General features: G+C 71.3%; 20 protein-coding genes. 6 read left to right on the top strand and 14 right to left on the bottom strand.

What is annotated here, in order from left to right:
• Positions 1–24: 24 nt before the first annotated feature.
• From ACFV0T_RS32290 to ACFV0T_RS32265, 6 genes are all read right to left on the bottom strand, one after another.
• Positions 25–1044 carry an NAD-dependent epimerase/dehydratase family protein gene (locus ACFV0T_RS32290; RefSeq protein ID WP_385786953.1) on the bottom strand — a complete coding sequence of 340 codons (1020 nt, stop codon included), beginning with the start codon at positions 1042–1044 and terminating at the stop codon, positions 25–27.
• Positions 1045–1196: 152 nt separating this feature from the next.
• Entirely contained in the window at positions 1197–1784 is a 588-nt protein-coding gene (locus tag ACFV0T_RS32285) for a winged helix-turn-helix domain-containing protein (protein WP_385786950.1), read from the bottom strand.
• 283 nt (positions 1785–2067) lie between these two features.
• Entirely contained in the window at positions 2068–3036 is a 969-nt protein-coding gene (locus tag ACFV0T_RS32280; protein ID WP_385786948.1) for a DUF6891 domain-containing protein, read from the bottom strand.
• Between the two features lie 90 nt (positions 3037–3126).
• Positions 3127–4173, bottom strand: a complete 1047-nt coding sequence (glnII, locus tag ACFV0T_RS32275) for a glutamine synthetase (RefSeq protein ID WP_385786945.1) — start codon at positions 4171–4173, stop codon at positions 3127–3129.
• A 456-nt stretch (positions 4174–4629) separates the two neighbouring features.
• Entirely contained in the window at positions 4630–5331 is a 702-nt protein-coding gene (locus tag ACFV0T_RS32270; RefSeq protein WP_385786942.1) for a hypothetical protein, read from the bottom strand.
• A 121-nt stretch (positions 5332–5452) separates the two neighbouring features.
• On the bottom strand, positions 5453–5821 hold the full coding sequence (locus tag ACFV0T_RS32265) for an arsenate reductase family protein (RefSeq protein ID WP_385786939.1): 369 nt from the start codon (positions 5819–5821) through the stop codon (positions 5453–5455).
• 173 nt (positions 5822–5994) lie between these two features.
• Here ACFV0T_RS32265 and ACFV0T_RS32260 point away from each other — a divergent pair, with 173 nt between their 5' ends.
• Positions 5995–6309 carry a hypothetical protein gene (locus ACFV0T_RS32260; RefSeq protein ID WP_385786937.1) on the top strand — a complete coding sequence of 105 codons (315 nt, stop codon included), beginning with the start codon at positions 5995–5997 and terminating at the stop codon, positions 6307–6309.
• 232 nt (positions 6310–6541) lie between these two features.
• Here the strand turns inward: ACFV0T_RS32260 and ACFV0T_RS32255 are convergent, their stop codons facing one another.
• The gene (locus tag ACFV0T_RS32255) at positions 6542–7741 is read right to left on the bottom strand and encodes a winged helix DNA-binding domain-containing protein (RefSeq protein WP_385786934.1); all 1200 of its coding nucleotides are present in this window, start codon (positions 7739–7741) and stop codon (positions 6542–6544) included.
• Between the two features lie 269 nt (positions 7742–8010).
• Between ACFV0T_RS32255 and ACFV0T_RS32250 the strand changes: the two genes are divergently transcribed.
• Complete coding sequence (locus ACFV0T_RS32250; protein WP_385786932.1) at positions 8011–9351, top strand: DUF2252 domain-containing protein; 1341 nt, start codon at positions 8011–8013, stop codon at positions 9349–9351.
• A gap of 36 nt (positions 9352–9387) precedes the next feature.
• Here ACFV0T_RS32250 and ACFV0T_RS32245 read toward each other — a convergent pair whose 3' ends face one another.
• Both ACFV0T_RS32245 and ACFV0T_RS32240 read right to left on the bottom strand, forming a co-directional pair.
• On the bottom strand, positions 9388–10257 hold the full coding sequence (locus tag ACFV0T_RS32245; RefSeq protein WP_385786929.1) for an alpha/beta hydrolase: 870 nt from the start codon (positions 10255–10257) through the stop codon (positions 9388–9390).
• A gap of 46 nt (positions 10258–10303) precedes the next feature.
• Positions 10304–10921: a DUF1269 domain-containing protein gene (locus tag ACFV0T_RS32240; RefSeq protein WP_385786927.1), complete on the bottom strand. Its 618-nt coding sequence runs from the start codon at positions 10919–10921 to the stop codon at positions 10304–10306.
• A gap of 131 nt (positions 10922–11052) precedes the next feature.
• Between ACFV0T_RS32240 and ACFV0T_RS32235 the strand changes: the two genes are divergently transcribed.
• Positions 11053–11346 carry a hypothetical protein gene (locus ACFV0T_RS32235; protein WP_385786924.1) on the top strand — a complete coding sequence of 98 codons (294 nt, stop codon included), beginning with the start codon at positions 11053–11055 and terminating at the stop codon, positions 11344–11346.
• A 37-nt stretch (positions 11347–11383) separates the two neighbouring features.
• Here ACFV0T_RS32235 and ACFV0T_RS32230 read toward each other — a convergent pair whose 3' ends face one another.
• From ACFV0T_RS32230 to ACFV0T_RS32220, 3 genes are all read right to left on the bottom strand, one after another.
• Complete coding sequence (locus ACFV0T_RS32230; protein WP_385786921.1) at positions 11384–11977, bottom strand: hypothetical protein; 594 nt, start codon at positions 11975–11977, stop codon at positions 11384–11386.
• A gap of 2 nt (positions 11978–11979) precedes the next feature.
• Positions 11980–12903 (bottom strand): zinc metalloprotease HtpX, encoded by a 924-nt coding sequence (gene htpX, locus ACFV0T_RS32225; RefSeq protein ID WP_385786918.1) that lies wholly within the window; start codon positions 12901–12903, stop codon positions 11980–11982.
• 136 nt (positions 12904–13039) lie between these two features.
• A complete protein-coding gene (locus ACFV0T_RS32220; RefSeq protein WP_385786915.1) occupies positions 13040–13297 on the bottom strand; it encodes a hypothetical protein in 258 nt (85 codons plus the stop codon).
• A 221-nt stretch (positions 13298–13518) separates the two neighbouring features.
• On the opposite strand from ACFV0T_RS32220, the gene ACFV0T_RS32215 reads away from it, so the two are divergent.
• Positions 13519–13920, top strand: a complete 402-nt coding sequence (locus ACFV0T_RS32215; RefSeq protein WP_385786912.1) for a hypothetical protein — start codon at positions 13519–13521, stop codon at positions 13918–13920.
• A 507-nt stretch (positions 13921–14427) separates the two neighbouring features.
• Here the strand turns inward: ACFV0T_RS32215 and ACFV0T_RS32210 are convergent.
• Complete coding sequence (locus tag ACFV0T_RS32210; protein WP_385786909.1) at positions 14428–14679, bottom strand: hypothetical protein; 252 nt, start codon at positions 14677–14679, stop codon at positions 14428–14430.
• A gap of 77 nt (positions 14680–14756) precedes the next feature.
• Here ACFV0T_RS32210 and ACFV0T_RS32205 point away from each other — a divergent pair, with 77 nt between their 5' ends.
• Positions 14757–14888, top strand: coding sequence for a hypothetical protein (locus ACFV0T_RS32205; RefSeq protein ID WP_385786906.1), 132 nt, complete (start codon positions 14757–14759; stop codon positions 14886–14888).
• 124 nt (positions 14889–15012) lie between these two features.
• Here the strand turns inward: ACFV0T_RS32205 and glnA are convergent, their stop codons facing one another.
• Positions 15013–16422 (bottom strand): type I glutamate--ammonia ligase, encoded by a 1410-nt coding sequence (gene glnA / locus ACFV0T_RS32200; protein ID WP_385786903.1) that lies wholly within the window; start codon positions 16420–16422, stop codon positions 15013–15015.
• 209 nt (positions 16423–16631) lie between these two features.
• On the opposite strand from glnA, the gene ACFV0T_RS32195 reads away from it, so the two are divergent.
• The gene (locus ACFV0T_RS32195) at positions 16632–17099 is read left to right on the top strand and encodes an RDD family protein (RefSeq protein ID WP_385786900.1); all 468 of its coding nucleotides are present in this window, start codon (positions 16632–16634) and stop codon (positions 17097–17099) included.
• The last annotated feature ends 351 nt before the right edge of the window (positions 17100–17450 follow it).

Raw genomic sequence — 17450 nt, 5'->3', positions numbered from 1 at the left:
CGGTCACTGGGCCGAGGCCCCCGCTCAGGGGGTGGTGTCAGGTACACCCGCGCCGGCCGCCAGCACCTGGGCCTCCACCTCCGGATCGAGCCCCTTGAAGCTGCGGTCCGGACGCATGGGCGCCGTGCCGCCGATGTCCCGCAGCCACTTCCAGGTGTCGGCCACGGTCTCGGTGACCGGCCGGCACACCAGGCCCGTGGCCAGCGCCCGGGAGACGTCCGCGGAGTGCAGGGCGCCGTGCAGGTCGCTGCCCGGCGGCACCCACACCGGCAGCTGCGTCCACGGCTCGATGCCCGCGCCGAGGACGACGTCCGGCTCGGTCCACCGCAGCTCGGCGGTCGCGCCGGTGGCCCCTACGCACGCGTCGAGGAACTCGCCCATCGTGGCCTGTCCCTGCTCGCTGATCAGGTTGTACGGGCCGCTCGACTCCCGTTCCACCGCTTCGAGCACCCACCCGGCGAGGTCACGGACGTCGACGTACTGGAGCGGGAGGTCCCGCGGCCCGGGCGCGAGGACGGGCCCGCCCCGCGCGATCCGGGTCAGCCACCAGGGCAGCCGGCCGACGTTCTCGTACGGGCCGAGGATCAGCCCGCACCGCACCAGCACCGAGCGCTCCGCCCCGAACTCCGCCTCGGCGGCGAGCTCACCGCCCCGCTTGTCGCGCGCGTAGTCGGTCCGCTCCGCGTCGGCCGAGGCACCCTCGACCAGGGGAGCGTCCTCGGTGTACCCGGCGGGCGGCGCCCACGCGTACACCGAGCAGCTCGACACGTACACGTATCGCCGGGCGCGGTCCCGCAGCAGCCGCGCCGTGTCCCGTACCGCGCGCGGTGCCGCGGACCAGGTGTCGACGACGGCGTCCCACTCGCCGTGCGCCAGGGCGGCGAGCCCGTCGGGCCCGGTGCGGTCGCCGACCAGGGAGCGGGCGCCGGGGACGGCCGCGTGCCGCCCCCGGTTGAACACCGTCACGTCCCAGCCGCGTTCGAGCGCCGCCTCGGCCACGGCACGCCCCACGAACTCCGTACCACCCAGCACCAGAAGTCTCATGCCGGTGACTCTGCCCGGTCGTGCCGTGGCGGGGAACCCCGGTCTGCTGTCGGCAGAGAGCAGAGAGCAGAGAGCAGAGATGCGGGGAGGTGGGGAGGTGGGGATGTGGAGAGCGGCGGGAGGAGAGCGGAGAGCGCTGAGGGTGTGGTGGCTCAGTGGGCGAGCGGCGGGGAGTACTTGTAGCCGACGCGGCGGACCGTCTGGATCGTGCCGCGGTACTCCGCGCCCAGCTTGCGCCGCAGCCGGGCGATGTGGACGTCGACGGTACGGCCGTCGCCCACGTGGCCGTAGCCCCACACCGTGGTGACCAGCTGGTCGCGGGTGTGCACCCGGTGGGGGTGCGCGACCAGGTGCGCGAGCAGCTCGAACTCCAGGTACGTGAGGTCGAGTGCGCGCCCGCTCACCGCGACGGTGCGCTGCACGGGGTCGATGCGCACCACCGGCTCGCCCGCGGCCGGGCCGGCCTGCTCCTCGGCCTCCGTCCGGTCGGGCACCGCCACCGGCAGGAACGGCGGCTGCTGGTCGGCCGGGACGAGCACCAGGTAGCCGATCATCGGCGGATGGCCGGGCAGGACGGGCAGGGTGTGCTGCGGCGCGGGCAGCCAGGTGGCACCCGGCGGCAGGAAGCCGGCGACGTCCACCACCTCGTCCCGGTCGACGGCACGCAGCCGGTGCCGTCCCGGGGCGGTCGAGGGGGAGGCGGTCTTCGCGACGGGGGAGAAGGAACGAGTGGTCGCCATGAGAGGTCAGCTCTTTCGCGCGAGGAGTTCGTCGGGAAGCTCGACGACCGCGAGTTCGTGGTCGGGGCCGCCGAGGACGTACGTCGTGCGCGCTGGCCGAACGCCGGGTTTACGGCTTTAGAGGGCCGGCGCGTTCATCGCGCGGCAACACACCCGGTCGAAGTCGTGGTGCTGACGGGAAGGCCAGAAGGGCTCAAGGTCATGGCGACCCGTCGCGGTGCACTTCCGGAAGCTGGCCATGAGCCCATTGAAGCAGAAGCCGGAGCCCGGCAGGAGACTCCTCTCAAGGACCGGACGCCCCTTGGCGCGAATCTGATGCCGTGAGCCCCTGACCGACCAGCCGCTTGTGCCATGTCAGCCCCGTGACCTGGATCGCGGTGTCCGGTGAGCCGTCCCACGACGTGGACAGTCCCGCCGCGTCGAGCGCCGCGACGACCTCGCCCCCGACGGCCGCCGTGGTCTCGGCCGACCCGTCGAACCCGCCGTAGAACAGGGTCAGCCCGTGTCCCGCGGCCGCGCTCTGCGTGCACTGGGAGTGGAAGTAGACGAAGCCGCGCGCTCCCTCGCCGCGCTCGGCGCCTATCTCCGCGCTGCCGCAGCTGCGGCAGCAGGTGAAGTTCTCCCGCGCGGTGATCCCGCTCGCGTCGAGCGCCTCGAAGGCATCGGTGAGGCGCTCGGGATCGGTGATCTCCCGCCAGGTCGCCTGCTCGGCCAGCCGCTCCCGCCACAGCCGGTCGACGAGTTCGCGCGCCTGCGCCGGGGACACCGGACGGTCGTCGTCGTCGACCAGATACTCCTCGGCGTCCTCGGCGAGCTGCGCCCGGTCGTCGTAACCGCAGCGCAGCAGTTCCCTGATCCGGGTCTCGACCTCGTCGCGCACGTCGGCGGGGAGCTCCGGGACCTCCTGCGGGGCGTCCTGGACGATCGGCTCCCACGTGATGCCCGCGTCCCACCCGGCGTCCTCGCGGGCCCACCCCGTCAGGGCGGCCGCGACCCGGTCGCGGTCGCCCACAACCGTGCCGAAGAAGCGGTCGCGGCCCTCCCGGTGCTCCACCTGGTAGTCCTCGCCGTGCTCGTGCCACACCTGGACGAAGACGTCCGGGATGTCGGGTATCCGCTTGACGACCAGGTAGTGGTCGCCGGCACCGCCGATCCGGTGCACGAGTTCCCGCAGGCGTTCGGCCGAAATCCGCGCGTGCCGCTGCCGGTTCTCCGTATCGACGTTGATGACGAGACAGTCGTCGCTTCGCATGGAGCAAGACTGACACCCCCCACTGACAACGCGACAAGCGGAAGGGGCGCCCACCGGATCGGCGGACGCCCCTTCACGGGTGGGCGGGGATCAGACCTGGCCGGTCTTCTCCAGCGCGGTGCAGCAGGTGTCGACGATCAGACGCGTCACCAGGTACGGGTCGACGTTGGCGTTCGGGCGGCGGTCCTCGATGTAGCCCTTGCCGTCCTTCTCGACCTGCCACGGGATACGGACGGAGGCGCCACGGTCCGACACACCGTAGGAGTACTCGTTCCACGGGGCGGTCTCGTGCAGACCGGTCAGCCGGTCGTCGATGCCGGCGCCGTAGTTCTTGACGTGGTCGAGCGGCTTGGAGCCCTCGCCCAGCGACTCGCACGCGGTGATGATCGCGGCGTAACCCTCGGGTCCTTCGCGCATCGCCTTCGTGGAGAAGTTGGTGTGCGCGCCCGCGCCGTTCCAGTCGCCCTTGACCGGCTTGGGGTCGAGGGTCGCGGAGACGCCGAAGTCCTCGGCGGTGCGGTAGAGCAGCCAGCGGGCCACCCACAGCTGGTCCGAGACCTCCAGCGGGGACAGCGGGCCTACCTGGAACTCCCACTGGCCGGGCATGACCTCGGCGTTGATGCCGGAGATGCCCAGACCCGCCTGCAGGCAGTTCTCCAGGTGGGCCTCGACGATCTCACGGCCGAAGATCTCGTCGGCGCCGACACCGCAGTAGTAGCCGCCCTGGGGGGCCGGGAAGCCGCCCTCGGGGAAGCCCAGCGGGCGCGAGCCGTCGAAGAAGGTGTATTCCTGCTCGATGCCGAAGATCGGCTCCTGGCCGGCGAACTTCTCGGCGACCTCGGTGAGCGCGGCACGCGTGTTGGACTCGTGCGGCGTCATGTCGATGTCGAGGACCTCGCACAGGACGAGCACGTCGTCGCCCCCGCGGATCGGGTCGGGGCAGGTGAACACCGGCTTGAGCACGCGGTCCGAGGCGTGGCCCTCGGCCTGGTTCGTGGAGGACCCGTCGAAACCCCAGATCGGCAGCTGCGCACCCTCGGCCGGCTTGTCGGAGTCCGCCAGAATCTTCGTCTTCGAACGGAGCTTGGCCGTCGGCTGGGTGCCGTCGATCCAGATGTACTCAGCCTTGAAGGTCACGGGCCACATCCTTCGGGGGTGGGTCTCTAGGCGCACTTGCCGGTGCTGCGGCGCTGCGGCACTGGGGCGCCGCACCTGATGTGCGCAAGCCTGTCAACAGGCGATTTCCCGATCATTGCCCGACTGTGAACCCCGTGTTACCGGGGGTGCTGTGGCGCGGTTCACGGTGTGCGCGGGCCCGTTCCGCGGCGGGTCGCCGGTCGCGGTCGCGGCGAAGGGCGAGCCGGGCCGGTGGGCCGGCTCGTATGCGATGGGTGTGAGCGGCGCTGATGCGGGCAGGCCGGTGCGGGGTGGTGCCGGACCCGGACGTGCCGGTCCTGCTGCCCCTGGCCGGGAGCAGCAGGACCGGTGACACGTACGAGGTGGCGAACGTGTCCGGAGGTCCGGTCAGACGCTGCGGCGTGCCGCGTCCCCGGGCCGGGGTGCCACCTCAGGTATCTCCCTCCGCGTCGGACCTCACCCCACCTTCTCGATCAGTGCCCGGCGGATCAGGAACTTGCCGGGCTCACGGACCTGTTCGAAGGCCGCGTTGTTGAGCAGGGCGCAGCTGCCGGAGACCCCGGTGACCTGCACCGTCGTGGACTTGTTGTTGTCCAGGTTGGTGACCTTCAGCTTCGTGCCCGCCGGGAACTGGTTGCTGGACGCGGCCGGAGCGCCGCCCTCTCCGGAGAGGGTGACCGTCGAGCCGTTGCAGACCTGCTGACCGGAAGCGGCACCACCGGCGTTGTTGCCCGCGTTACCCGCGTTACCGGTGTTCCCCGTGTTGCCGGCATTACCGGCGTTCCCCGCGGGGGCGGTCTGCGCGGGAGCGGTCTGGACCGGCTGTGTGGTCTGGGAGCCCTGAGCCGATTCCCCAACCGCACAACCGGACGCCTGCTGCTGCACCTTGATCTGCGCGATGACCGCCTCGCGATTGGCGATCCGGGCCGCGGACTGCGCGTCCGGGTTGGCCCGTTGACCGTCGATGAACGACTGGTTGTTGCCGAGGGCGGTGGCCAGCCCCAGGCAGACGGTCGAGTCCCCGGCGGACAGGGTCTTGGGGGACTGGGAGGCGTTCGAGGTGCTCGCCATGACGAAGGCGCCCCCTCCCGCCACCGCCGCTGCGCTGACCAGCACCGCGAGCTTCTTCTTCGTGCTGAGCGTTTTCCTGCGTGACATGCGCGCCATCCTGAGAGGTAGGGGTGCGTACGCCGCTATGTACGAGATGCCGAACGAAGTTACTCAGTGGTTACAGGAGTCACCCAAGTAACCTGTGTCACAACGCAGTTGACGTGCGGGTTCACGATCCGGGGCGGGCCATGGCGTCCCGTACGGCCTCCTCGGTCCGGGCCACCACCGCCGTGCCGTCGTCCGCGGTGATGATCGGACGCTGGATGAGCTGCGGATGCTCGGCGAGCGCCCGGATCCAACGCTCGCGCGAACCGGGCTCCCGCGCCCACTCCTTCAGACCGAGCTCCTTGGCGGCGGCCTCCTGGGTGCGCGTGATGTCCCAAGGTTCGAGGCCGAGCCGGTCGAGTACGGCGCTGATCTCGTCCTGCGTCGGCACGTCCTCCAGATAGCGGCGGACGGTGTAGTCGGCGCCCTCGGCGTCGAGCAGCTCCAGGGCGCCGCGGCACTTCGAGCAGGCCGGATTGATCCAGATTTCCATGGCGCCCACGGTACGCGAAAACCCGTCTTTCTCAGGCGTCACTGAGCCCCCGAAAGCCCTTGTGGCCAGGGGCTTTTGTCAGTGCCGGACGGTAGAATAGAAGCAGTGTTCGAGGGTGTCGCCGGGGTGGTCGGACCTCGGGGGGACGCCCTGATCGCGACAGGAGGATGCCTGTGCCCGCTGCCGCACTGAAGCGGAAGACGTTGCCCACCCAGTCCACCGCCAAGCGTGCCGTCCTGCTCGACACGCCCTACGCACCGGTCGCGAAGCGACCGCTGCCCCCCGGGCGCCCGCGCGAGTGGTACGTCACGCACAACCGCCGCCTCAAGGCGATGCGCCTCGCCATCGCCCTGCTCGACTCCGGCGTCTACCTGCCGAACCAGGCACGCAACGAGACGATTCGGAGCACGGCGGAACAGATCGGCGTCCACCCGCCGTCGGACACGACGTGCCACATGGTGCGCGCGCTGATGCGCTACGCGAGGTGAGCGGCGGCGCCGGGCGTGGTCTCCTACCGACCGCGCCCGGCGCCGGTCCGCTCCGTGCGGACGGCTGCCGTCCGTCGTTCCGGGTCCGTCGTCCGATGGTGCCGGTCCGCTCCGTGGGGGCGGCTGCTGTTCGTCGTTCCGGGTTCGTCGTCCGTCGTGGGACGTGCCGTCCGTCGTTACGGGAGTCGGCGGCGCCCCCATCACCCCCGCCGCGGCCTGATCGGTCTTGTCCTCAGGCGCCGGACGGGCCCGATTCCGCCAACTCCCGCTCCACCGGCGTCCGGAACCGTGGCGTCACCCTTGTCGTTCCCAGCCATCCCCGCAGCCGCTCCGCCTCGGCCGAGATCAGCGCCTGCGCCTCCCGGCCCGCGCCGTCCCCCGAAGGCACCCGCCACACGATCTCGCCGTCCGGCCGCTGCGCCCAGCTGCCCACCACCCGCCCGTTCCACCACACCGTCGGCCCCACGTTCCCGCTGCCGTCGAACAGCGACGGACGCAGTTCCGGCGCCAGGTACCAGTCCCGCTGCTGCCAGCCCATGGCCGTCGGATCGAGCCCCGGCAGCAGCGCCGCCCACGGCTCCTCGGGGCCGGTCACGGGATCGACGTCGCCGTCGGTGACGTAACCCGTGCCCTCGTCCAGGTCCACCTCCCGCGCCCCGATCGCGGCAAGCGCCCGGCGGACGTCCGTCACCCGCCACCCCGTCCACCACTTCAGGTCCGCCTCGGTCGCCGGCCCGCAGGCCGCCAGCCAGTGGCGCAGAAGCTCCGCGCGTGCCTCGGCGGCATCCAGCTCGGGGTGTTCGGGGGCCGGCGCCCAGCGGAACTGGCTGGACGTCCACGAGCCCAGCGGGCGCCCGCGGACCACCTTGCCCTCCACCCCCAGCACCCGCAGCAGCCGCGTGGAGACGGTGTGGACGCCCTCGTAGCTCTTCCCGGCCGCGTACACGAACCGCTCCCGCAACCGGGGCTCGTCCCCGGCCAGTTCGGCCGCCGTCGCCTGTCCGCGCCGGGCCAGCACGGCGAGGGCCGACTCCTCGACCTCCGTCAGCCAGGCCGCGTCCGGCGCGCCGGCCTTCGCCATGTCCTTCAGCAGCGAGGCGCGCTCGCGGGCGGCGACGTCGAGGCCGGTCGAGGCGTGCACGACCGCGGCCAGGTCGGTGGGGAAGACGAACACCGTGTGCCGCATGCCGTGCATCCGGACCAGCGTGCGGTCGGTGTAGAGCGCCCGCTCGGTCGCGGAGACCGTCGTCGCCGGTTCGGCCAGGCGCGCGCCCAGCGCCAGGTACACCGTCGCCGGATCCGTGCCGTGCAGGGCCACCAGGGAACGGGCGACGTCCTCCGGGACCGCCGCCCGTGCCGAACCGGCCAGCCGGTGGCGCAGCGCCAGCCGGGCCCGCCGCTCCGCCACGCCGATGTACCGCTCCCCGCCCATGCCGACCTCCGCCCGCCCGCGTACCACTGACCTGAGGGCATCCTCGCCCACGCCACTGACAACGGGGGCCGGTCCGGACCGTCACACGATCGCCGTCCTGGGCATGCGGCACGCCCGCCCAGGGCTTTCACTGCCCTCAGAGGGTGAGTTCGGCGGGTGGGTCTCCAAGGGTGGATTCGGCAGGGAGGTCGGATGAAGCTGCACGGTACGCGGCGCGGGGCACGGAACGCGTTCCCGGGCACGGCACGGCCGGGCACGGACACCGGCTCGTGAGCAGCCCGGTCGACCGCGCCCAGCGCGGCAGGGACGCCCGCAAGTACGTGTCGCGTTCCGCGCACGGCCTCTGGCTGCCGTCCGTCGAACGGCCCGACCCCGTCGTCGTACTGGAGCGGCAGGGACGGGACCGGCTGCCGGAGCTGCTGCCGATCCGCTACGGGCGCATGATCGCCTCCCCGTTCGCCTTCCTGCGCGGGTCGGCCGCCGTGCTGGCGGCCGACCTCGCCGCCCAGCCGCACACCGGACTGACCGTGCAGCTGTGCGGGGACGCCCATCTGCTCAACTTCGGTCTCTACGCCTCCCCGGAACGCAAGCTGCTCTTCGGCCTCAAGGACTTCGACGAGACGTTCCCCGGGCCCTTCGAGTGGGACGTCAAACGACTGGCGGTCTCCGTCGCCGTGGCCGCCCGGGAGAACGGCCACACCGAGACCAAGGTGCGCCAGGGCGTCCAGGCGGCCGTGGCCGGGTACCGCACCGCCATGCGGCGGCTGGCCCGGCTCGGTGAGCTCGCGGTCTGGTACGAGTGCATCGACGCCGACCTGCTGCTGCCCCTGGTGCGGTCCGGGCGCCAACGCCGCCGCGCCGCGTCCAGCCTCACCCGCGCCCGTCGCCGCACCAGCCTCCAGGCGGTCGGCAAGCTGACCGAGATCGTCGACGGCCGGCGGCGCATCATCCAGGATCCGCCGTTCCTGGAGTCGGCCGGCGCCTCCGACGCCGCCGCGCTGCGCAAGATCTTCAGCGACTACCGCTCCACGCTCACCGAGGAGCGCCGGCTGCTCCTGGACCGCTACCGCTTCGTCGACGCCGCCCGCAAGGTCGTCGGCGTCGGCAGCGTCGGCACCCGCTGCTTCCTGGTGCTGCTCGCCGGACGGGACGACGACGACCCGCTTTTCCTCCAGATCAAGGAGGCCGGACAGTCCGTGCTCGAGGCGCATCTGCCGAGCGGGCCGTACGTCCACCCGGGCCACCGGATCGTCGCCGGGCAGCGGCTGCTCCAGGCCGCCGACGACATCTTCCTGGGCTGGATGACCGGGCCGCAGGGCCGCGCCTTCTACTGGCGGCAGCTGCGCGACACGAAGTGCTCCGCGGACGTCGCCGGGATGGGCCCGGCGCTCCTGCACGCGTACGCCCGGCTGTGCGGCACCGCTCTGGCCCGCGGACACGCCCGCTCCGGCGACCGGGTCGCCATCGCCGCCTACCTCGGCGGCGCCGACACCTTCGACCGGGCCGTCGCCGACTTCGCGCTGAGTTACGCCGACCAGACCGTCGCCGACCACGCGGCCCTCGGCGCGGCCGTGGCGGCCGGAGTGGTGTCAGCCGCCCCGGGCGCCTGACGCCGAATCAGCCGCCCCGGGCGCCCGACGCTCGACTCAGCCGCCCCGCTCGACCAGCCCCCGCGCGTACGCCTCCAGCCGGCTGCCCGGTATCTCCGGCACTCCCGGTACCTCCGGCGTTTCCGGTGCCCGCGGCACCTCCGGCGCCGGTTCCGTCCAGCCGTGGTCGCCGAGGCCGGTCAGTACGGCCGCCGCGAACTTCTCGCGGTCCGCCGGGTGGTCGCGCAGCCACCGCCCCAACTGGTGATCTGCGTCGGGGAGTTCGAGACGGGTGTACCGCGCGCGGGTCGTGAGCGCGTCCTGTACCGCCTCCGTCACGGCCGGCGGGATGACCGCGTCGCTCCCCGGGACCGCCAGCACCGCCCGGCCCGTGTACGCGCGCAGCGCGTCGAGCGCGGGCGCCCCGCGCCAGCTGTCGGGCGTACGGATGATCTGGCTGAACCGGCCGGTGCCGTCCCCGAACGGCACCTCCCACGCCTCGGCCGCGTACACCGCGGGGGCGCACAGACCCAGCGCCACCACCCGGTCCCCGTAGTGCGCGGTCAGGTCCGCCACCGTCTGCCCGCTCATGCTGAACCCCACCAGCACCAGCGGGCCGTCCGCCGGGGCGTGCGCGTCGATCACGGACACCGCCTGCTCGAAGCGGCGGCGCAGGCTCAACTCCCGCAGTGCTCCGCTGCTTTCGCCGTGCCCCGAGAAGTCGAAGGCGACGGCGTGGCAGCCTCGGGCGGCGAACTCCGCTTGGAGCGGGAGGAGCCGCTCCTTGCTGCCGTTGCCGGCGCCGTGCAGCAGGACGACGGTGGTCCCGCCCGGACCACCGTCGCCGTCGTCCTCACTGCCACCGCCGTAGGTGCCGCTCAGTCGTTCACCGTCGGTGTCGTGCCTGAAGGAGGAGAGCTCGCTCATGCGCCCATTCACTCACGGCGCGCCCGGCACACCCGGTTCGGGGACCTCAGGACGAGGACTTCTCCTGCGGGACCTTCCGCTGCGCGGACTTCTGCTGCGCGGCCGGGTCCTGCGCGGCCGGGTCCTGCGGGGCCGGTTGGTGGGCGGCCGGTCGGGGGGCGGCCTCCGTCTGCGGTGCCCGGGCCGCCTCGATCGCCTCGCGCAGCGCCTCCTCGTCGGCCTTGCTGAGCGAGGTCTGCACCAACTGGCCGCCGTAGGAGGCGATCTGCGGCACCACCTTGTCCCCGGCCGCGTGCTTGACCAGGACGAAGAGAGCCGCCGCGCCGGGACGCAGGTTCTGGCTGAGGTCCTTCATGAAGTTGTCGTTGATGCCCGTGTCGGTGAACGCGCCCCCGGCCGCACCGGCCGCCGCGCCCACCGCGGCGCCGAGCAGCGGAGCCAGGAAGAGCAGTCCGATCACACCGCCCCACACCGCGCCGCCCGCCGCTCCCATCGTGGTGTGGTTGACGGCCTGGTGCAGCTTGATCTTGCCGTCGTCGTGCCGCTCGACGACCACGGCGTCCTCCAGCTCGACCAGATGCTGCTTGGACAGCTCGAACAGCTTCTCGCGCACCTGGTTGGCGGTGGCCAGGTCGTCGTAGGCGACAACGAAGAGATTGCTCATCCGGAACACCCCTTTTGAGTCATTTTGATACGACTCTAGGTCTGGGGAAAAGGAGATGCACGCCGAGTGACCGTCCACCTACGCTGAGCACACGACACGCTCACCCATCCACGGACAAGGAGGCATCTGTCATGAGCACCGTCATCATGGCCGGAGCCGTCGTCCTGGTGGTCCTGGGGTTCGGAAACCACGTCTGGTGGCTGGCCGCCGCCGCTCTGCTCCTCGGCTACGCACGGTATGCGCGGCCCGCGGGGCACGAGCAGGGCACCACCTCGGCGACCATGCCGGGCCCCGGCACCCCGACGGGAGCGGCGCCCGCCACCTACCGGGCGTACCGGGCCCGCCGGGACCAGCAGGCCAAGTGGGAGCGCCGCTACCGTCGCGAGCGCCCCTTCGAGGCCCGCCGCCAGGACCGCGGCAACTGAACCGGCCGGCCGACCGTCGTCCACGCGCCCCCGGAGGTCACAGACCGGGGGCGCCCCACACCGGGAACCAGCGGCTCAGATCCGCCTCGACGCGCAGATCGTCGGCGAGCGCCGCCTTGACCCGGAGTTCCAGCGCGTTGTCGCGCCGCTGCTCCTGACCGGGCAGCGGCGCGAACGGGAAGTAGGTCGCGCGTTTGTAGAGGTAGACCAGCGCCAGCCTGCGACCCGCGTCGCCGCCTTGTCCCTCGAACCCCGCCAGCGAGCACAGCAGCTGCGGCCCGAAGCCGTTGGCCTCCATCGACGTGTTCACCGCGTGCAGATCGTTGACCAGGAGCGCCAGCTCGTCGGGGGCCCGGCGGGAGATCAGCCAGGAGTAGCCGTACTCGTCCTGCGTCAGCTCGACCGGGGGGCCGGTGCGGTCGGCGTCCGCGTCGAGCAGTGCCTGGACCTCGCGGTGGGTCTGCTCGAAGGCCGAGCCCTCGACCGTGGCGAAGCACACCGCACCCTGCCCGGTCGGCGTGAAGCCGGTCGCCGCCTCCAGCGTCACCGCCGCCGACGGCAGCGCGAAGAGCTGGTCGAGATCGGGCGCGACCGGTCTCGTACGGCCGAGCAGGATGTCCAACAGCCCCATGTTCAGCCCGCCTTCCCGGGCGCCGTGGCCTCACCCAGCTCGACGCTGATCCGCCCCAGCTGGTCGAGCCGTTGCTCCAGGCTCGGGTGGGTGGAGAAGAACCTGGCGAGGCCGGGCTCGGCGCCCAGCGCCGGGGTGAAGTAGAAGGCGTTGAAGGCCTGGGCCGTGCGCAGGTCCTTCGTCGGGATCCGGGCGATGTCGCCGGAGACCTTCGTCAGCGCGGCGGCGAGTGCCGAGGGTCGCCCGGTCAGCTGTGCCGCCGCCCGGTCCGCGGCCAGCTCCCGGTACCGGGACAGGGCTCTGATCAGCAGGAAGCTGATCGCGTACACCGCCGCCGAGACCCCCATCACGACGGCGAACACGGCCAGGGTGTTCTGGTCCTTGCGGCCCCGCCCGCCGAACAGCTCCGAGTAGAAGGCGAACCGCACGACCAGACCCGCGACCACTCCGAGGAAGGACGCCACCGTGATCACGGCGACGTCCTTGTGCGCCACGTGCGACAGCTCGTGCGCCAGCACGCCCTCCAGCTCCGCGGGCTCGAGCCGGCGCAGCAGCCCGGTGGTCACGCAGATCACCGCGTGGTCGGGGTTGCGCCCGGTCGCGAACGCGTTCGGCATGCCCATCTCGGACACCGCGACCACCGGCTTCGGCATGTCCGCGATCGCGCACAGTCGGTCGATCACGGCGTGCAGCTCGGGATGCTCCTCCCGCTCCACGATCCGGCCGTGCATCGCGTAGAGCGCGATCCGGTCGGAGAACCAGTACTGGGCGGCGAGCACACCCGCCGCGACGACGACGACCAGGACCCACGACTTCAGCAACACGATCAACGCGGCGACGAACGCCACGTACAGCAGTCCGAGCAGGAACAGCGTGACCGTCATCCGCACGGTCAGCCGCCGGTCGCTCCGGAATCGGCTCTGCATCTGCATCACCCCGCAGTCAGGCACTCGTCCCACTGCCCAGTGTGCACCTGACCTGGCCCATGAAGCGGTCGTGCACGGCTCTAGGAGCCGCAAAGGCCTGCCCCCGCTCCGCGCGGCGAAGGCCCGCTCCCGCCGTTCAGTACGACGACCGCAGGTTGGCGTACCCCAGGAGCAGGATCACCCCGACGACACAGCCGAGCACCAGCACCGTGGACAGCCACGACGAGCGGCGGGGTCCGGCCGGCCCCGGGTCCGCGCGGAACGGCACCGGTCCCGGCGGGTTGTCCTTCCAGCGTGCCGCGAGCATCCGGGCCCGGGCCGAGGGCTCCTTGTGCTCGGCCGCGCTCGCCCACCTGTGGTCGAACTCGTACTCGGAGTCGTGCTGTTCGGCCATCCCCGTTACCTTTCTGCTTCCGATCACGTCAGGGGAATCACCCCCCTCCGTAAGAAGCCTGTGAGGCCCGAAAGGTTGTACGGAACGCCGTACGAAGAGCCCACCCCGACGACGACGCCCCGCCTCTGCCACGGATGTGGCACGACGCTCTTGGAGCTGTTGACCTCCCTTGTGCGACCCGGGAGAGTCACTGCGGCGAGCACCGAAGGGTAGGTATGAACATGGCCGGCACCTCGGCACCCTCAGAGCGGGAAGGCATCGCGAGAGGCTGTGTGACCGTGGGCCTGATCGCGGGGTTGGTGCCGCTTGGCGGGCTGCTGCTCCTGTTGAGTTTCATCGCCACGGTGGAGATCGACTCTCCAGATGCATTCGCGGGGTGGCGGGACAACCTCAGCAGCCTTGCGCTGTTTCCGCTGGCCCTCAGCGTTGCCACGCTCCTCGGGGCGCTAGCAGCCACCTTGCGGGTGTCTCGGCGCGTGCGGCCGCTCGTCGGCGTGGTGTGCGGTCTGCTGCTCGTCGCGGCCTGCTATAGGGCGTACACGATTGCACCGATGCTGAAGTGCTGGGGTCACAATTCCATCGCGCGGCAGGCGGACGGCTCCTATGACTGCGCTGACCGCTGACCGCTGACCGCTCACCGGTGGCCTTGGCCATCCACTTCTGTCCGGTTCGCGGCCGGCGTACGGGAGCCGACCGCCCCGCATCCGAGGTCCGCCTCCGCGCGGCGTGGAAGCGCGTGGCCGCTTGAGTCAGAAGAGGAAGTCGACCAGGGCTGCGGCCCCGGCGCCGTACGCCTTCCAACGGTGTGACGTGCGGCAGTAGCGCCGCGGCCTGCGACGTCCCGCCGGGGTGACGTTCGCCTGGCACCACCGGCAGCGAAACCCACCGTGATCCCGGCCGTCGTCCTCCCGCTGAGCCCTACCCATGAGCAGAACCCTAGCTGACCCTTCAGTCAGTTACTCGACAGGGCTGTTCCCGACGAACAGGGCGCTGCCTGAAGAACAGGCAGCCGGTCCGCCCGCCGTACCTGCCCGGCCTGCCGGCGCGATGTCGGATACGTCATCCCCACCGCGCTCGGCATCTGCGTGCCCTGCGCCTACCCGGACCGGTAGGACGCGAGGAACACCAGCTCAGTCCGGAGACCCGAGCCACCCCAGCAGGTGCCCGATGTACCGGACTGCACGCACGACGTTCAGGACGAAGCGCAGGCCGAACCGCTCGGCCGCGAAGACAGCGAGCACCACCGCGAACGCTGCCTGGGCCGCGTGCCCGGGCGAGCAGAACAAGCGCGGTATTCGCCGCTCCCGCAGCACGTTGTCGCATCTCAGGCACGTACGGCCTGCAACCTCGGTGGCGCTCTGCGCCTCGATCTCCCCACCCATGCGCGCGAGGTTAACGCGTCCCGCAGGCCGCCCGCTCCACCACCCACCCCGATCAACTCCCCTTGAGGGGAACGCACATGAGCAAGCCCGACATCAGGAACTACTTCAACATGTACCTGTGGGAGCCCGCCCTGATCACGGCCGGCGTCATCCCGGAGCGGGGCCCGGGGAGCGGTCCGGTGCGCCGGCCCGCCCTGCGCCCGCGGTAGCCGTTCGCGGTGCAGGGCCCGAAAAAGGCCGCCGGCCGTGCTCCCTCCAGTGGAGGAAGAGCACGGCCGACGGCCCACAGCCGGCCCAGGTCAGAGCGGATACCCGCTCTGACCTGGGGCGATATCACACGTCGAAGTAGAGCTCGAACTCGTGCGGGTGCGGGCGCAGCTGGAGCGGAGCGATCTCGTTCGTGCGCTTGTAGTCGATCCACGTCTCGATCAGGTCGGACGTGAAGACGTCGCCCGCGAGCAGGAACTCGTGGTCGGCCTCCAGGCGGTCCAGCACGGCCGGGAGCGAGGTCGGGACCTGCGCGACGCCCGCGTGCTCCTCGGGCGCCAGCTCGTAGAGGTCCTTGTCGATCGGCTCGGCCGGCTCGATCTTGTTCTTGATGCCGTCCAGGCCCGCGAGCAGCAGCGCGGAGAAGGCGAGGTACGGGTTGCCGGAGGAGTCGGGCGCGCGGAACTCGACGCGCTTGGCCTTCGGGTTCGAGCCGGTGATCGGGATACGCATGGCCGCGGAGCGGTTGCGCTGCGAGTACACCAGGTTGACCGGGGCCTCGAAGCCGGGCACCAGACGGTGGTACGAGTTCACCGTCGGGTTGGTGAAGGCCAGCAGCGACGGGGCGTGCTTGAGGATGCCGCCGATGTAGTAGCGGGCCATGTCCGACAGGCCCGCGTAACCGGCCTCGTCGTAGAAGAGCGGCGAGCCGCCCTGCCACAGCGACTGGTGGACGTGCATGCCCGAGCCGTTGTCACCGAAGATCGGCTTCGGCATGAAGGTCGCGGTCTTGCCGTTGCGCCAGGCGACGTTCTTCACGATGTACTTGAAGAGCTGAAGGTCGTCGGCCGCGGCGAGCAGCGTGTTGAACTTGTAGTTGATCTCGGCCTGGCCGGCGGTGCCCACCTCGTGGTGCTGGCGCTCGACCTTGAGGCCGGAGGCGGCCAGCTCCAGGGAGATCTCGGCGCGCAGGTCGGCGAAGTGGTCGACCGGCGGGGTCGGGAAGTAACCGCCCTTGTAGCGGACCTTGTAACCACGGTTGTCCTCGATGGCGCCGGTGTTCCAGGCGCCCGCCTCGGAGTCGATGTGGTAGAAGGACTCGTTCGCGGAGGTCTGGAACCGCACGCTGTCGAAGACGTAGAACTCGGCCTCGGGGCCGAAGTACGCGGTGTCGGCGATACCGGTCGACGCGAGGTAGGCCTCGGCCTTCTTCGCCACGTTGCGCGGGTCACGGGAGTACTGCTCGCCCGTGATCGGGTCGTGGATGAAGAAGTTGATGTTGAGGGTCTTGTCCCGGCGGAACGAGTCGACGCGGGACGTCGACAGGTCGGCGCGCAGGGCCATGTCGGACTCGTGGATCGCCTGGAAACCGCGGATCGACGAGCCGTCGAAGGCGAGCTCCTCGTCCGGGTCGAACGCCTCGACGGGCAGCGTGAAGTGCTGCATGACGCCCGGCAGGTCGCAGAAACGGACATCGACGAACTTGACGTCCTCATCCGCGATGAACTTCTTGGCCTCGTCGGCGTTCTGGAACATCCAGCTCCTCCTACTCCCGACCGTCCCGCCGGGGTGGTAGTTCGTTTGTGCGGCCAGTGCGGTGGCACACATTGTCCCCGACCCTAGGGATGCGTGATTTCTCGGGCGTGACCCGTTTGTTTCACAGACGTTAACCAGGTCTGGTTACACCGTAGCCCCGACCCACCCCGGCGTCCCCCGGTCATATACGGCCGCAGTACCGTGGACGGGTGGACAACAGGCAAGCAATCGGATCGTGGCTTTCCGGGCCGCGCGCGGCCATGGAAGACGCCGGTGCCGACTTCGGATACCGGGGCGAACAGCTCGGTCTGCCGCAGGAGGGGCCGGGTTCGGTCGCCCGCGCGGGACGGCGGCTCGGGGCCCTCGCCGTGGACTGGGGGCTGTGCCTGTTGATCGCATACGGCCTGATCACGGACGGCTACGACCCGCGGACCGGCAACTGGACGCTGCTCGTCTTCTTCGTGCTGGGCGTCCTGACCGTCGGCACGGTCGGCAGCACCCCGGGCAAGCGCGTCTTCGGTCTGCGCGTGGTCGCCCTGGCCACCGGCACCGTCAACCCGCTGCGCGCCCTGCTGCGCACGGTCCTGCTGTGCCTCGCCCTCCCGGCCCTGATCTGGGACCGCGACGGCCGTGGGCTGCACGACAGGCTGGCCGGCACGGTCGAGGTCCGCATCTAGCGCCCAGCGCCGCTTGCCGGTCCAGGGTCTGCCGACCAGATCCAGCGCCTAGCGTCTGCCTGCCGGGTCCAGTGCGTGCCGGTCGTCCGGGGTGTGTCTGCCTGCCGGGTCCAGTGCGTGCCGGTCGTCCGGGGTGTGTCTGCCTGCCGGGGTCCAGTGCCTGCCGGTCGTCCGGGGTGTGTCTGCCGGTCCAGCGCGCGCCCGTCCGCTTCTTCCCGCCGGTCCAGCGCGCGCCCGTCCAGCGTCTTCCCGCCGGTCCGACGCGTGCCCGTCCACGTCCGCCCGGCAGAGCGTGCCGAGGCCGCGTCCTGGCACCGGTCACGCGAAAGGGGCGCCCGGAGTGATCCGGGC

Origin of the sequence: Streptomyces sp. NPDC059582, from assembly GCF_042735715.1 — a bacterium.
In the GTDB taxonomy this organism is placed as follows: Bacteria; Actinomycetota; Actinomycetes; order Streptomycetales; family Streptomycetaceae; genus Streptomyces.
Note: the sequence above shows the minus strand (reverse complement) of the source record. Positions and strands in the feature narration are given on the sequence as shown.

Excerpts from the sequence above, each read along its gene's own strand:
- ACFV0T_RS32255 (WP_385786934.1), bottom strand. The coding sequence starts at position 7,741 with ATGGGCGGGGAGCGGTACATCGGCGTGGCGGAGCGGCGGGCCCGGCTG.
- ACFV0T_RS32215 (WP_385786912.1), top strand. The coding sequence starts at position 13,519 with ATGGCCGGCACCTCGGCACCCTCAGAGCGGGAAGGCATCGCGAGAGGC.
- ACFV0T_RS32240 (WP_385786927.1), bottom strand. The coding sequence starts at position 10,921 with ATGAGCAATCTCTTCGTTGTCGCCTACGACGACCTGGCCACCGCCAAC.
- ACFV0T_RS32210 (WP_385786909.1), bottom strand. The coding sequence starts at position 14,679 with ATGGGTGGGGAGATCGAGGCGCAGAGCGCCACCGAGGTTGCAGGCCGT.
- ACFV0T_RS32230 (WP_385786921.1), bottom strand. The coding sequence starts at position 11,977 with ATGGGGCTGTTGGACATCCTGCTCGGCCGTACGAGACCGGTCGCGCCC.
- glnA (WP_385786903.1), bottom strand. The coding sequence starts at position 16,422 with ATGTTCCAGAACGCCGACGAGGCCAAGAAGTTCATCGCGGATGAGGAC.
- ACFV0T_RS32245 (WP_385786929.1), bottom strand. The coding sequence starts at position 10,257 with ATGAGCGAGCTCTCCTCCTTCAGGCACGACACCGACGGTGAACGACTG.
- ACFV0T_RS32290 (WP_385786953.1), bottom strand. The coding sequence starts at position 1,044 with ATGAGACTTCTGGTGCTGGGTGGTACGGAGTTCGTGGGGCGTGCCGTG.
- ACFV0T_RS32270 (WP_385786942.1), bottom strand. The coding sequence starts at position 5,331 with ATGTCACGCAGGAAAACGCTCAGCACGAAGAAGAAGCTCGCGGTGCTG.
- ACFV0T_RS32205 (WP_385786906.1), top strand. The coding sequence starts at position 14,757 with ATGAGCAAGCCCGACATCAGGAACTACTTCAACATGTACCTGTGGGAG.
- ACFV0T_RS32220 (WP_385786915.1), bottom strand. The coding sequence starts at position 13,297 with ATGGCCGAACAGCACGACTCCGAGTACGAGTTCGACCACAGGTGGGCG.
- ACFV0T_RS32235 (WP_385786924.1), top strand. The coding sequence starts at position 11,053 with ATGAGCACCGTCATCATGGCCGGAGCCGTCGTCCTGGTGGTCCTGGGG.
- htpX (WP_385786918.1), bottom strand. The coding sequence starts at position 12,903 with ATGCAGAGCCGATTCCGGAGCGACCGGCGGCTGACCGTGCGGATGACG.
- ACFV0T_RS32280 (WP_385786948.1), bottom strand. The coding sequence starts at position 3,036 with ATGCGAAGCGACGACTGTCTCGTCATCAACGTCGATACGGAGAACCGG.
- ACFV0T_RS32265 (WP_385786939.1), bottom strand. The coding sequence starts at position 5,821 with ATGGAAATCTGGATCAATCCGGCCTGCTCGAAGTGCCGCGGCGCCCTG.
- ACFV0T_RS32285 (WP_385786950.1), bottom strand. The coding sequence starts at position 1,784 with ATGGCGACCACTCGTTCCTTCTCCCCCGTCGCGAAGACCGCCTCCCCC.